The sequence below is a fragment of the Bradyrhizobium sp. BEA-2-5 genome, from assembly GCF_032918025.1.
Taxonomy (GTDB): domain Bacteria; phylum Pseudomonadota; class Alphaproteobacteria; order Rhizobiales; family Xanthobacteraceae; genus Bradyrhizobium; species Bradyrhizobium pachyrhizi.
Genome location: NZ_CP136629.1, coordinates 8103767 through 8117805 on the forward strand (window position 1 = coordinate 8103767; position 14039 = coordinate 8117805).

Genomic DNA, 14039 nt, shown 5'->3' on the forward strand with positions numbered 1-14039 from the left:
AACCGGAGATGGGCTGGGCCCGCGATTGGAAGGAGGCGGCGATTTCGGCATGCGGTCCGTCACGAGATGGTTGTTGTCAGCCGTTATCATTGCCGCCGACGGAGCGTCCAGCGAAAGTCGCATCCGGACACCGAGATACCGTCCGGTTCCGGCCCGCACCGACCGATTCATGCATCCCTGCCGCTGCCGGGCGACAGGGGACCAACCACCCTATCCATGCAATTTTTCGACTGCTTAACCTATTCAATCTAGCTTGGGTTGCCATAACAGGGCCCGGCTAGATGCTCGCAACAACGCTCGAAAACATTCAGTCGACGGACTCGAAGCGCGCCAACTACACGCGCGGAATCCTCGTGATGCTGGTCGCCGCCCTTCTGTTCAAGGTTGTGTGGTTCTCCCAGCTGGGGCTGGGGCACGGTCGCGAACTGGTCGACTTCGCCGCCTTCTACATTACCGCAAAGCTGGTATGGCTCGGCGACCTCGACCAGGCCTATCAATTCGCGAAGCTCGCCATCATCGAGAAGCAGGCGTCGGGCGGGCACGACGGCTTCATGCCATGGACCTATCCTCCGCAATTCAACCTGCTGCTGGCTCCGTTCGCGCTGGTCCCGTTCGGAATGGCCTATTTGTTGTTCATGGCCTCGACGCTGGCTGTTTACCTCACCGTGCTGCGGCGTCTTGCCGGAAACCGGTTCGTGCTCGTGCTCATCGTTTTCTTCCCAACGATCGGGGTCACGCTGGCATGCGGTCAGAACAGCTTCCTTACCGCCGCACTGATCGGACTGGTGTGCCTGTACTTCGAAGAGCGACCGATGCTCGCGGGCGCGGCCCTTGGTCTCATGATCATCAAGCCGCATTTCGCCGTTGCCTTCGCACTCTATGCCATCCTGCGGCGCTCGTGGATCGTCGTGATGACGGCGGGCGCCGTCGTGCTGATCAGCTCGGCGATCTGCACGTTGCTGTTCGGCATGCAGATCTGGACCGTGATGCTGCAGAGCGTGCATGATTCGTCGGTATTCCTGCGGGAAGCCTATTATCCGCTGTATCGAATGGTCTCGACCTATGCCGCGCTGCGAACCACGGGGTTCTCCGCATCGGCAGCGTTCATCGGCCAGGGCATCGTCGCCGTTCTTGCGCTCGGCATCGTGCTGGTTGCGGTCTACCGCAAGATGCCGGTGCGCGAGAGTCTCGGCCTGACCGCGATCGTATCGGTCTGCATCAGCCCCTATGCGTATGATTATGACTTCCTGATCTTCAGTGTCGGAATGGCGCTGCTGTTGCCGGCGCTTCAGGCCAAGGCCCGCGAGTGGGAACGGGCGATCATCTATGCGGCGCCGATACCGATCGGAGCCTTCGGCTACATGCACACGGTCCATAACAACACGCCCCGCACGGACGTCCATTGGGTCGACGTGCTTTCGATCGGAGGCTTCGGGATCGCCGCGCTGATCACGCTGATCGTCGCAATCCTGCTGCTGCGCGAGTCAAGCAGCGGCTCTCCCGTTCCGGCGCAGGGGCCGCTTGCGAGGATTTGAGCACCCGGCGCGACGCTCCCGCGATCGCGCGACGCTCACGGTGCGACCATTTCGAGACGATCGCGCGCCGGCAGGGTCGACGCGAAGGCCTTCAGCGCGCCGGCGACGAGCTCCGGCTGCGCGGCCGGCGTGACGTAGAAGCTTACGTCACCCAGCGCGCCGGTCACCGGGATCGTGTGCAGGATCGCGACCTTCCTCCAGCTCGCCGGCACGCCCTGCGCAAACCAGCTGTCGTAGATCATGGCGACGCCGACATGATGCTCGTCGGCGAGCACGGCGATCTCGGGCGGGCCGTAGCGGCCGGCGCGCTTCGCCTTGCGCACGCGCTCCGAGCCGAGCCCCCACAGATCCAGGACAAAGTTCGGATTCCCCCAGGCAACAAGCCCAAGATCGTTCACGGCAATCGGCCGCCGGTAGAGCTGCTGGGCGAAGCGGCCCAGCTGGTAATGCTGCTCATAGACGCCGCGCGAGGCAAACGGCGTCTCCAGGGCGGCGCTGGCATAGCCCACGCTGGCAAAACCAGCCAGCCCAATGCTGGCGAGCGTCGCGGCGGTCCATTGCGGGACGCTCAAGACCGCTCGCGCACGTGCAGCCGCGTAGAGCAGCGCCAGCACCGCAAGCGCGACGATGTAAACCTCATACCGGTAGAACCAGCCATATTGGCCAAAGCCGAGATGCGCAGCGATCGCGGCGAGCACCGTCGCACAGACGAGCTGCGCGCCGCGGTCGGCGCGCAGCAGCGCCATCGCGCCGGCGAGCGCAAGGCCGAGCAGCATCAGCCTGAAGCCGGCGGGATCAGCGAAGCTGTCGCCGAGATTGCGGAGGATGGAGCCGAAGACGCCGGCTCCTTCATAGCCGGATTCGGCGATGCGCGATTTGAGCAATACCGAGCTCGGCAAGAGCGGGAGACCGAGCCAGGCCATGCGCGCGAAATACGCGGCGTACGCGCAGAGCGTGACGGCGGCGGCCGCGGCGGCAAACCGGCGCTGGCCGAGCAGAGCAAACCCCATCATCGCCGCAACGGCAAACGCGATCCCCTCGAAGCGAATCAGCGGCAGCAGCACCAGCGCCGCGAAATGCATGGCGGTCGGCGACCGTCCGCGCGCGGCTTCGGTCAGGCCGCCGAAGGTCGCGACCGTGGCCCAGACGTGAAGACTGTGCTCCATGCCGGTCATCGGCAGGGCGATCGCGCTTGTCGAAAAAATGGCGAGCAACACGACAAAAAACAGCAGCGGCTTCTCCCGGCCGGGGTCGAGCAGTTCGGCCGATTCTAGAATGCGCAGGAAAGCCACGACAGTCGCGGCCGCGGCCGCGGCATTGATCAGGAGCGGACCGAATGCGCCAAGATGCAGCGTCTCGGTCACGGCCAGCAGATAGGGCCAGATGATCGACGAGCTTGGCGACGAGACCTCGGAGGCATTGACGCCGTAGCCGCCGGACCGGATATGATCGGCGACGGCGAGGTGGATGTAGGGATCGTCGAGGGTGAAGATCAGCCTGCCGTCGCAGAGCGTGACGCTGAAGATCAGGGTCGCCGCGAACAGCACGAGCCACACCAATGCCGTCACAAGCGGGACGCTCTGCCGGATCGTGCTGGCTCGCGGGAACGACGCATGGTTGGCGGCGATGCCGGGCATCAGATACGCATCCGCTTGAAGATCGTCTCCGGCAGCGCGCAGATGATCGCCATCACCAGGCGGAAGCGGCGGGCCACATAGATCACGTCACGCGGCCTGGTCACATCGGCCCGGAAGATATCCTCCGCGACCCGATCCGGCTGCACCGTCAAGGGAGCCGGCAGCTTCATATGCGCCGTCATCCTAGTCCGCACGAATCCCGGCTTGACGGTGACGACACGGACCTTGCCCGCAAGCGCCAGGCGGTTGCGCAAGCCGGACAGGAATTGCGAGAAGCCGGCCTTGGCCGCGCCGTAGTAATAGTTCGAGGCCCGCCCGCGATCGCCGGCGACCGAGCTCACGCCGACGATGGTGCCCGAACCGCGCGTCGCGAAGGCTTGCGCGAACAGTTCGAGCAGCAGGCTGGGCGCCTCGAAATTGGTGCGCATGATCTGCATCGCAAGCCCGGGATCGGTCTCGGCACGCGATTGATCGCCGAGCTCTCCGACAACGCATACGACGGTGTCGGGAAGTGGCGAAAGACCGGCGACGAAGCCGCCGAGCTGCCCGGTCTGCAGCACGTCGAGCGCGACAACCGAGGTTTCGGTACCGCTTCGCGTCTTGATGTCGTCCGCATTGCGCTGTGCCGCCCCGATATCGCGGGCGGCGAGCGTCACGCGCCATCCCTCCCTCGCATAGCGCAGCGCGGTCGCGTGCCCGATGTCCGAGCTGCCGCCAATCACCAGAATTGATTTTGTGCCGGTCATCAAATTCCAAGCCGTGCTGAAAGATGGGACACGAGGCGACTGTTCGCCCCGATCTGCTGGCGGATGTCCCGCAAGGCCGCAAGGCCGGGATATCCGGATTCGAATGTCGCGCGGGACTGCCGCGCATCCTTGGCGAGATAGATCCGGCCGCCGGCATCGACCACCAGCGCGTCGAGCTGGTCAAGAAAGGCGAACAGCGCGTCGGTGACGGGAAAGTCCATCGTCAACGTGTAGCCGCGGAGCGGAAACGACATCGACCCACTGCCTTCGCCAAGCTGCTTGAGAACCGCAAGAAACGACGCATCGCCGCGCCGCGACACACGATCGAGAATTTCGGCGAGAACGCGGCGCGCGCGGTCGAGCGGGATCACGCATTGATATTGCACGAAGCCGCGCCGGCCGTAGATCCTGTTCCAGTCGGCGATCGCATCGAGCGGAAAGAAATACGGGTCCCAATGGACCAGCCGCGGCGTGCCCGGATGCGCGGCGCCGCGGCGGAAGTACAGCTCGTTGAACACCCGCATCGATGCGCGATTGAGCAGCCATCCCGGAAACAGCTCCGGGACCGCGAGCCGCGACGTGCGAAGGCTGGGGAACGTCTCGAGGTCCGGTCCCAGCGTATCCTTGTCGCGGCGCGTGGCGTGCTCGGCGAGATAGACGAGCGAGCGTCCGAGCGCCGCGCCGCGCGCGAGGCAGTCGATCCAGGCCACCGAATAGGTGGTCGATGCGCTGCTTTCCAGCTGATCGATCGCCGCATCGAGATTGCCGGCGACGCGGGTGTCCTGACGCAGCCAGGCGGTCTCGATCGGCAGCAGCCGCAGCGTCGCGTCGAGGATGATGCCCGTCAGGCCCATGCCTCCCAGTGTCGCCGCGAACAGCGCGGCGTTTTCCGATCGCGAGCAGGTGACGATCTCGCCGCCAGGCAGCGCGAGGCGGAACGAATCGACGATGGTGCCGAAGCCGCCATCGCGATGATGATTCTTGCCGTGAACGTCGGCCGCGATCGCGCCGCCGACCGTCACGAATTTCGTGCCGGGCACGGCTTTGAGGAAGAAGCCGCGCGGCTCGAAAACGGCAAGGATGTCGGCGATGGTCACGCCGGCTTCGACCGTCAATCGGGCGGTTGCGGCATCGAAGCTCCGCATCCGGTTCAGGCCGCGCGACGAAATGGTGGATTGCGTTCCGATCGCGGCATCGCCATAGGCCCGTCCGGCCCCGCGCGCGATGACGCCGGACCGCGCAAGCAGATGGTCCCGCGCGCCTGTGGGCGTCTGCGGCGCCAGCAGTTCGGACGACGCCTTGGGATAGTTGCCCCAGCCGGACAGGCCGATCCCGCCCGGATTGGAGGCCGATGGCACAGGTGCTGGTAACGCAGCGGCCGGCATCGCTAGATGGCGGCGAGCATGATGGCGCCGATCGCGCCGAGCGCGACCCAGCTGACGCGATCCCTCAGCGCAAAGATGACCGGATCGTCGTCGATCAATCCGCGCTGCGCGAACAACATCACACGGCCGATCCAGTACATCAAGATCGGACAACCGACCCAGAGCAGTTGCGGATGGCTGTAAAGCGCGCGCACCGTATCGGACGAGATGTAGAGCGTGAAGATCACGACGGCGTTGAAGCCTGACGCGGCGGCGAGGATCGCGATCATCGCTTTGTCCTCGACCTGGTAACCGCGCGCCGCCAGCACGGCGCCGTCCGGCTGGCCGGCGAGCTCGATATAGCGCTTCACCAGCGCCAGCGACATGAAGATGAACAGCGAGAACGCAAGCAGCCATTCCGACATCGGCACGCTGATCGCAACGGCGCCGCCGATCACGCGGACGGTGTAAAGCGTGGCGAGCACGACGACGTCAACGGTCGCGATGCGCTTGAGCCAGAACGAATAGGAGGTGGTCAGCGCGAAATAGCCGAGCAGGACGCCGCCGAACTCGATCGATATCGACATTGCCATCGCAAAGGCGGCGACCAGCGCCAGGGCCATCGCGCCGACGGCGCGCGAGGCCGGGACGGTGCCGCTTGCGATCGGGCGGTTGCGCTTGGTCGGATGCGCGCGGTCGGCCTCGACGTCGAGAAGATCGTTCAGGATGTAGGCGCCCGACGCGCAGAGCGAGAATGCAATCACCGCAAATAGCGACGTCGCCGCCGATCCCAATGCGAATTTGTGTGCGGTCAGCAGCGGCACCAGCACGAGGGCGTTTTTCGCGTATTGATGCACCCTGAACAGCTTCAGCCAGGTGTGCATGCCGACCGGCGCGGACGGCTCGGATCGAGCGGGGCGCGCGAGGCGCGATGCGGAATCGGGCAACGCGACCGCTGCGCTGCCGATGTAGTCAAAGCCCTGGTGAAGCAGGGGCGGCAGCTCTTCGCGCTGTGCCGCCGCCAATTGACGTTCCGGCGCGGCGGCCCAGGCGGTAAAGACCCCAAGATGCTGGGCAACCGCGCTGACGAACGGCTCGGGATGGGTTTCCGAGCAAAGGTACACCGGGCGGCCTTCGCCCAGCACCTGCAGCAGGAACCTGACCGCGTCGTGGTCGAATTGCGCCCGGGATGGATCGAACCCCGATGGATCCGCACCATGCGCTGATCGCGCTTGCGGTCCAAGGGAAGCGGTGATCGCCGCGGCGAAAGCGCGAAGGCGGCGGATCAGATCGGATGCGATATCGGCCGGGGCGGAGCTTCCCCGCATCATGACCTCGTCGACATCGACGACGAGCGGCCGGGCCTTTGAACGCAGCGGATCGCGAAGGGCATCGCCGCCCCCCTGCTCAACCCGTTCTGGAACGCTAGCTCGCATACGCGCGGTCTTCCGGTGCCCCCTCCCCATTGTCCCGGGCTTTCCCTAATTTGGGGTGAACTTGGGAGGAGCGAACGCCGGGCAGATGGCGCCGAAATGCATGTGAAAAGCCTCGCCGACCGCGCGCGGCGAGCGAAAAATGGCGATCCCGGGATGACTCGAACATCCGACCTACGGTTTAGGAAACCGCCGCTCTATCCGGCTGAGCTACGGGACCGCACCGCCCGCAGCGAAAGCATGCGGGCGTCGCCATCCCATAGCAGAGCTGCCGGGTGATCGCCAGCCCGCGCCACATCGGGCGCGCGCGAAGTTGCATCGCGTTTGGCGCGTCGCGCGTTACGCCACCTGCCGGGCCGGATTCGAGGGGGCATCCGCGCTCGCCCGACGTGCCGGGAGAAATTCGATGGCCTCATCCTTCAGCGAGCCGAAGCGCAGCGTCATGATATCGAGTGCATAATTCTGGTAGAGCCGCCACGGCCGGCGCGAGCCCTGCTTGGGGAACCTGGCGGCGGCGCGCTGGATATAGCCCGAGGAGAAATCCACCCAGGGCAGCTCGGTCACGGTCGGATCGTTCCGCCGCGGCGTGACTTGCGCGTAGCCATGCGCCTTCATGTGGTTGAGCATGCGGCAGACATACTCGCAGGTGAGATCGCATTTCAGCGTCCAGGATGCATTGGTGTAGCCGAACGCGGCGGCGAGGTTCGGCACGCCCGAGTACATCAGCCCCTTGTAGTTCATGGTCTTCGACAGATCGACTCGCGCGCCGTCGACATTGATCTCGAGTCCGCCGAGCACCTGCAGATCGAGGCCGGTCGCGGTCACCACGATGTCGGCGTCGAGCACATTGCCGCTCTTGAGCTTGATGCCGCCGGGCGTGAAGGTCTCGATCTGGTCGGTGACGACGGACGATCCGCCGTTGCGCAGCGATTGGAACAGATCGCCGTCGGGAACAAGGCATAGCCGCTGGTCCCAGGGATTGTAGCGCGGCGTGAAATGGGTCGCGACGTCGTAGTCAGGGCCGAGCGCGTGGCGCACGCCGCCGAGGATCAGCTTCTTCACGCGCTCCGGATCGCGCTTGCAGAGCCGGTAGAAATACATGCCGAACAGCACGTTCTTCCAGCGCGTGAGGCCGTAGGCGGGTTTCGCGGGCAGCCGCGCGCGCAGCCAGTTGGCGACCTTGTCCTCGTCCGGCCGCGACACCACATAGGTCGGCGAACGCTGGAGCATGGTGACCTGCGCCGCTTTCTTGGCGAGCTCCGGCACGAGGGTCACCGCTGTGGCGCCCGAGCCGATCACGACGACACGCTTGCCCGCGTAGTCGATGTCCTCGGTCCATTTCTGCGGATGCACGATGCGGCCGGCGAAATCCGCGATGCCGGGGAAGTCGGGCGTGTAGCCGTGCTCGTATTTGTAGTAGCCGCTGCACATGAACAGGAAGTTGCAGGTGAAGCGCTCGATCGTCTTCTCCGGCCCACGCTCGACCTCGACCGTCCATTGCGAGTCGGCGGATGACCAGTCGGCGCGCACGACGCGGTGGTTGAAACGGATGTGCTTGTCGATGCCGTTCTCGCTCGCGGTCTCGCGCACATAGTTCAGGATCTGCGGCCCGTCGGCGATCGCCTTCGGATCCGTCCACGGCTTGAACGAGTAGCCGAGCGTGAACATGTCGCTGTCGGAGCGGATGCCGGGATAGCGGAACAGGTCCCAGGTGCCGCCGATGCAGTCGCGTCCCTCAAGAATGGCGTAGCTGCGGTCCGGGCAGTTGGCCTGCAAATGATAGCCGGCGCCGATGCCCGACAGTCCCGCGCCCACGATCAACACGTCGAAATGAGCGGACATGCCCTGACCCTTCCGTGGCAGTATTGACAATCTATATTGTCAGATAACTTGACATCTGACAATGCCTCGTGTCAATACACTTTCATGGCAAGGAGCCGGAAAGCCCGCCTCTATGGCGGTATGGACGCCGAGGAACGCCGCACCGAGCGGCGGCTCAAGCTGATCGATGCGGCGATCGAGGTCTATGGCGAGGTCGGCTATCGCGGCGCCACCGTGAAGGCGATCTGCGAGGCGGCCGAGCTGACCGAGCGCTATTTCTACGAGTCCTTTGCCAACAGCGAGGCTCTGCTGATCGCCGCCTACGGCCATGTCGTCGGCCACCTGCACGACGAAATGACCGCGGCCGCCGCAGCCGCAGGCGACGATGCCGAGATGAGGCTGCGCGCGGCGCTGACGCTCTATTTCACGCGGCTGAAGGAGCACCCGAAGCCCGCGCGGGTCTTTCTGCTGGAAATTTCAGGCATCAGTCCGGCGGTCGATGCAGTCAAGCTCGACGCCTTGCGCGTCTTCAGCGACATCCTGGTGCCGCCGGCACTAGACCCGAAACGCAGCGACAAGGGCGCGGCCGCCTCGCTGCTCTCGGTCGGCATGGTCGGCGCCGTCATCTCGATCGCGCTGCGCTGGGTGTCGAAGCAATACCCGCAAGCCGTGGAAGAGGTCGTCGCGATCGCCGCCAGCTTCTGCCGCGTGGCGCTGACCGAAGCCGACCACCGTGAGGATGGTCACTTATCGTAGGCCGGATCGCACCGGCCAGCGGGACCCGCCGATTTTCGATCATGTTTCGCCAGCACTCGCGGACCCGGCCCCTAGCCTGTCGCTGATTTAACTTGCATATCGGGCTCCTGGGTTTTCTTATGCCCGGTACCGGGCGCAACGAGGCGCGGCCTGTTTCGCCTGACAAAACAACGCTGGTTGCATCGGCGGAGCTGAATTTTGGTCGATCTGCACAGGCTTGACGATGTGACCGCGCGCCTCGGCGATGTGGTTCTCGATCCCTCGACCTGGCCGTCCTTCATGGACGAGGTCTGCGCCGCCGTCGGCGCGACCGGCGCTGCGATGCTTCAGAGCGATATCCGCACTGAAGACATTCCGCGCACGGACTCGATCACCGAGTATTTCACCAAGACCTACTTCCCACACAATCTTCACCTCACCGACATCCGCGCAGCCCGCGGCGTGCCGCTGATGCACGCCGGCGTCGATGTCATCACCGATGCGGATCTGTTCGAATCCGAAACCGAGATGCTGCGCGATCCGCTTTACGCCACGCTCGGCGAGTTCGGACTGAAATGGTTCGCAGCGATCGGCTTCCACTCCGGCCCGGCGTTGTGGGCACTGACGATCCAGCGTTCGCCCAGGGAAGGCTTGTTCGACGCCGACGAGATCAAGGCGCTGCAAAGGGTGTCGGCGCCGCTCACGGAAGCCGCGACGCTCTCCGCCGTCGTCGGCCGCTCCGCGCTCTCGGGCATCACCAGCGCGCTCGATCTGATCCAGGTCGCTGCGATTGCCGTCGGCCGCTTCGGCACCATCATCGGCATGAACAGCCAGGCGGAACGCTGCCTGGGCTACGACCTTGCGATCCGCAACAATCGCCTCACCCTGCTCGACCGGCAGGCCAATGCCGATCTGACCAGGCTGATCGATCAGCTGGCCCACAGCTCGGACCTACATCCATTGCCGTCGTCGCCGATCGTGGTGCGCAGGATCGACAAGCGGCCAATCGTGATCCAGATCCAGCCGGTGCCTCCGGCGGCGCGCTCGCCGTTCCTCGGGGCGCGCGCGATCCTGTTGATCCGCGATCTCGAAGGCAGCGCGGCGTTCGATCAGGCGCTCCTTGCAGCGACGTTCGAACTGACGCCGGCGCAGGCACGCCTTGCCGCGCGGCTTGCGCGCGGCGATTCGGTCGAAGCGGCCGCGCAGGCCGCCGGCGTTGCCCTTGCCACCGCGCGCAATCAGCTCAAGACGATCTTCCAGAAGACCGGCACGCACCGGCAGGCGGAACTGGTGGCATTGCTGCACAGGGTGAAGTGAACGATTAAAGGCGAATTGTTCTGATCTCCGGCCCGTTCCGATGAGATTCTTCAATTATTCCAATCGCGAAGGCTGTGTTCCATCAGCTGCGGCAACATTCCACAGGTCAGGAAAATCGTCGGGTTCCCGGGTGACAAGTGTCACTAAAATGGCGACAATCTGCTCACTCTGTGTCGTTCGGGTTTGGTCTCAATGTCCGTGATGCCGTCACGATCATCGACGTTGGCTGTTGCCGCTTTCGCCGTCGCTTGCGTGCTGGCGCCCATGAGCGCGCACGCGCAATGGTGGCGCGGCGGCCCGAAGGACTTCGAGGACTGCGCCGACCTCGCCGAGAAAGCGAAGACCAGGGAAGACAAGACCGCGCAACTTGCCGATTGCAACGCCAAGTTTGCCGGCCGCCGCAAGCCGGGCGGCGGCTATTCCTATTACGACTTCCTCCAGGATCGCACCTTCGACATCGCCGGCCCCAATCCGACGCCGGAGGAACAGAAGAAGATCGACGAGGAATATACCGGCTACCTCGAGCAGCAGCGCCGCTCGCGTATCGTTGCGGCGTTCAATGCGAAGCAACTCGAGCGGCAGGAGACACAGCCGGTGCGGCCGCCGCAAATCCAGCAGGCGTCATTGCACAATGAGCCGTCGCGCAGTGAGACTGCGAAAGTCCCCGTCCCCGCCGCAAGGCCGGTCAAGCCGCGGGTCGCTGCCGTCCCCATCCCCGAACCGCGGCCGCGGGCAAGCAACTGCATGAAGGGTACGTTCTCCTGCGAATGGCCGCGGCTTTCCGAGGGATTGGACGGCCTGAAGAAGTTGTTCACGCCGACACCGCCGCCACCGACCAAGGTTGCGAAGCGAAACTGACGACTCGCTTAGTCATTCCGGGGCTCGCGCAAGCGAGAACCCGGAATCTCTCTGCCATTTCCGTCGAGATTCCGGGTTCGTCGCTTCGCTCCGCCCCGGAATGACACCGCAGGTTCAGTCGGTAATCACCATCGCCCAGAACCTGCGGTACGGCGACTTTGGATTGTCGACGAAGGCGACACCGACGCGCTTGGCGCCCGGCATCAACAGGTTCTCGCGATGGCCCGGCGAATTCTCCCACTGCTTCAGCATCTCGGCGAAGGCGATGAAGCCGGCGCCGATATTCTCGGCGGCGCGCTGCTTCTTCAGCGGCGCGATGCGCGTGAAGAAGCTGCCGCCCGCGGAGTGGCTGACCGATCCGGTCGCCGACATCGCCTCCGCCTGCTTCAGCGCCATCGCGTTCAGCTTCGCGTCGAGCCTCACCGCGGGCATGCGGTTGGCGCGCCGGTAGGCACTGATCGACCCGGCATAGTCGGCGGCACCTGAGGCCGTGGTGAAGCCAAACACCAAGGTGAGCGCGAGGAACAGCAGCTTCATCTGAGGTCGTCTCTGTGATGGATCAGTGCGCGCGGGTGCGCTTGTGGTGCCGGGGTGCGACCGATTTGTGCGCAGGCGCGGCCGCTCGGCTCGCTGCTGCGGCCGCCGCGCGTTGCTCCTGCAAGCGCGCATCATAGCCAGGCGACGGTGTCACGGTCGGCGGCGCCGCACGGACCGGGCCGGCCGCGAGCGCAACAAGCGTGAGCAGCATGATGCTGGACCGTTTCATGATGTCATCTCCTCCTGTTCGATCGACGTGGCGGACGATCATCGGCTTTCATGGTCTGCCATCGCGGATCTGTTCGGGCGTCAGCCCCGGCGAGCCCTTGCCGTCCGCCTCCGCCTTCCGGATCAGCGCGATGACGCGGCGCGACAATGGCGCCGCGAGCCCGCGGCGATCCGCGATCGCCGTGATCACACCCTGGAGATAGTCGATCTCGGTCTTGCGGCCCTGCTTCAGATCCTGCCACATCGAGGAGCGCGCCTCGGGATCGATCTTCATCGTGCGTCCGAGCAGCATGTCGAACAGCGCATCGGGCAGCCGCAGCAAAGGCGGCATCCAGCTCGACGGCAGCGGCGTCGGCGATACCGGCGCAATGCCTTCGGCGCGCACCGCGGCCAGGCCCTCGGCCATCTGATCGGCAAGCAGTCGTCGCCAGCCGCGCTGCGCGAGCTGTTGCCGCAGCGGAATATTGGACAGCGCATTGAGCGCATTGTTGAGATTGACGACCAGTTTGCCCCACTGCACGCCATCGATATTGCCGGTCGGCTTGACCGCAAGGCCCGGCACCGACAACCGCGTCGCGGTGCCCGCGTCGTCCTGCGCGATCACGATGTCGCCGGAGGTCGAGCGGTGGAAGCGGCCCTCGCCCATCGCGATCACGTTGAACGGCACCATGCCGGCCAGCACGTTGCGGCCCGGCAGACGCTCGCGCAGCAGCGGCACATTGCCGACGCCGTTCTGCAGGCTGATCACCGCGGCATCGCCAGGCGCGTGGCGCGCGATCACGTCGGCCATCGCAGCGGTATCGGCGCTCTTCACCGTCACCAGCACGGTCTGGACGTCGGACAAGATCGACGGATCGTCGGACACAATGAGCCGATCCGCGGATACCGTCCGCTCGGAGCCGTCAAAGCTGCTGACCCGCAAGCCGTTGGCTGCGATCTCCTGGATCAGCCGCGGCCGCGCCAGCAGTGCGACACGGCGCCCCGCAGCCGCGAGCATGCCGCCGACGAAGCAGCCGATGCTTCCCGCGCCCGCAATGCCGATCGGCCGGTCCTGGTTCATCTTGCCAAACGTCCATTCATCATTGGCTCGATAGCAGGCTTCGATAGCAGACCTGGGGTTGCCTGCCTATTTCGACGCACCGCAGGCCGGGTGGCCCGCCTTGTAACCGTCATGGGTGGAAGCTATGTTTCCCGCTCGGGGCACGGTTGCGGCAGGAGACGATCATGGGTCTACTCGACGTCCTCAATGGCATGCAGAACGGCCCGCGCGGTCCAAGCGCGCCAAGCACATCATCCGACAGCTCCAGCGGCGGCGGAATGTCGCCGATGACGATGGCGATCCTCGCGCTGCTGGCATGGAAGGCGGTCAAGCATTTCTCCGGAGGCCAGGCGGACGCGAGCGCCCCTGAGCCGAAGCCGGCGCAGGCGCCGCCGCTTCCTCCCGGCAACGTCACCGCAGGCCTGCCCGGTGGCGGCGGTCTCGGCGATTTGCTCAAAGGTGGCCTTGGCGGCCTGCTTGCGGGCGGCGCGGCCGGCACCGTGCTCAGCGGCGGGCTCGGCGAGCTCCTCAAGCAGTTGCAGGACAAGGGCCAGGGCGATGCGGCCAATTCCTGGGTCAGCAACGGTCCCAACAAGCAAATCGCGCCCGGCGATCTCGCCAGCGCACTCGGCGCCGACCAGATCGACTCGCTGGCATCGCAGAGCGGCATATCGCGCGACCAGTTGCTGCGGGGCCTGAGCCAGTACCTGCCCGACGCGATCAATCATCTGACACCGGACGGGCGGTTGCCGAGCGGCGACGAGCTGCACCGCAGGCTTTAGCGGCATT

13 protein-coding genes and 1 tRNA gene are annotated in these 14039 nt (G+C 65.2%); 5 read left to right on the top strand and 9 right to left on the bottom strand.

What is annotated here, in order from left to right; translation table 11 throughout:
- The first annotated feature begins 281 nt into the window (after positions 1 to 281).
- A complete protein-coding gene (locus RX327_RS37850; RefSeq protein WP_050387714.1) occupies positions 282 to 1535 on the top strand; it encodes a glycosyltransferase family 87 protein in 1254 nt (417 codons plus the stop codon).
- Between the two features lie 35 nt (positions 1536 to 1570).
- Here the strand turns inward: RX327_RS37850 and RX327_RS37855 are convergent, their stop codons facing one another.
- The 6 genes from RX327_RS37855 to RX327_RS37880 form a co-directional block, all read right to left on the bottom strand.
- Positions 1571 to 3172, bottom strand: a complete 1602-nt coding sequence (locus RX327_RS37855; RefSeq protein WP_050387715.1) for a hypothetical protein — start codon at positions 3170 to 3172, stop codon at positions 1571 to 1573.
- Complete coding sequence (locus tag RX327_RS37860) at positions 3172 to 3918, bottom strand: SDR family oxidoreductase (protein WP_050387716.1); 747 nt, start codon at positions 3916 to 3918, stop codon at positions 3172 to 3174. Before RX327_RS37860 ends, RX327_RS37855 begins: the two co-directional genes overlap by 1 nt.
- Complete coding sequence (locus RX327_RS37865) at positions 3918 to 5303, bottom strand: FAD-dependent oxidoreductase (protein ID WP_063779999.1); 1386 nt, start codon at positions 5301 to 5303, stop codon at positions 3918 to 3920. Before RX327_RS37865 ends, RX327_RS37860 begins: the two co-directional genes overlap by 1 nt.
- A gap of 2 nt (positions 5304 to 5305) precedes the next feature.
- The gene (locus RX327_RS37870) at positions 5306 to 6610 is read right to left on the bottom strand and encodes a UbiA family prenyltransferase (RefSeq protein WP_244482646.1); all 1305 of its coding nucleotides are present in this window, start codon (positions 6608 to 6610) and stop codon (positions 5306 to 5308) included.
- A 248-nt stretch (positions 6611 to 6858) separates the two neighbouring features.
- Positions 6859 to 6935: transfer RNA gene (locus tag RX327_RS37875), tRNA-Arg, on the bottom strand.
- A gap of 119 nt (positions 6936 to 7054) precedes the next feature.
- Positions 7055 to 8557, bottom strand: a complete 1503-nt coding sequence (locus RX327_RS37880) for an NAD(P)/FAD-dependent oxidoreductase (protein WP_317248929.1) — start codon at positions 8555 to 8557, stop codon at positions 7055 to 7057.
- A gap of 84 nt (positions 8558 to 8641) precedes the next feature.
- On the opposite strand from RX327_RS37880, the gene RX327_RS37885 reads away from it, so the two are divergent.
- The 3 genes from RX327_RS37885 (at position 8642) to RX327_RS37895 (ending at position 11446) form a co-directional block, all read left to right on the top strand.
- Positions 8642 to 9292, top strand: coding sequence for a TetR/AcrR family transcriptional regulator (locus tag RX327_RS37885; RefSeq protein WP_063616587.1), 651 nt, complete (start codon positions 8642 to 8644; stop codon positions 9290 to 9292).
- Positions 9293 to 9490: 198 nt separating this feature from the next.
- Positions 9491 to 10588, top strand: coding sequence for a helix-turn-helix transcriptional regulator (locus RX327_RS37890; protein WP_050387720.1), 1098 nt, complete (start codon positions 9491 to 9493; stop codon positions 10586 to 10588).
- 192 nt (positions 10589 to 10780) lie between these two features.
- The gene (locus RX327_RS37895) at positions 10781 to 11446 is read left to right on the top strand and encodes a hypothetical protein (protein ID WP_317248930.1); all 666 of its coding nucleotides are present in this window, start codon (positions 10781 to 10783) and stop codon (positions 11444 to 11446) included.
- Positions 11447 to 11560: 114 nt separating this feature from the next.
- Here the strand turns inward: RX327_RS37895 and RX327_RS37900 are convergent, their stop codons facing one another.
- From RX327_RS37900 to RX327_RS37910, 3 genes are read right to left on the bottom strand one after another with little or no spacing between them, the layout of a single operon-like run.
- On the bottom strand, positions 11561 to 11983 hold the full coding sequence (locus RX327_RS37900; RefSeq protein ID WP_050387721.1) for a CAP domain-containing protein: 423 nt from the start codon (positions 11981 to 11983) through the stop codon (positions 11561 to 11563).
- A 22-nt stretch (positions 11984 to 12005) separates the two neighbouring features.
- The gene (locus tag RX327_RS37905; protein WP_050387722.1) at positions 12006 to 12212 is read right to left on the bottom strand and encodes a hypothetical protein; all 207 of its coding nucleotides are present in this window, start codon (positions 12210 to 12212) and stop codon (positions 12006 to 12008) included.
- Between the two features lie 48 nt (positions 12213 to 12260).
- Positions 12261 to 13271 carry a 2-dehydropantoate 2-reductase gene (locus RX327_RS37910; RefSeq protein ID WP_317248931.1) on the bottom strand — a complete coding sequence of 337 codons (1011 nt, stop codon included), beginning with the start codon at positions 13269 to 13271 and terminating at the stop codon, positions 12261 to 12263.
- 164 nt (positions 13272 to 13435) lie between these two features.
- On the opposite strand from RX327_RS37910, the gene RX327_RS37915 reads away from it, so the two are divergent.
- Positions 13436 to 14032: a YidB family protein gene (locus RX327_RS37915; RefSeq protein ID WP_317248932.1), complete on the top strand. Its 597-nt coding sequence runs from the start codon at positions 13436 to 13438 to the stop codon at positions 14030 to 14032.
- The last annotated feature ends 7 nt before the right edge of the window (positions 14033 to 14039 follow it).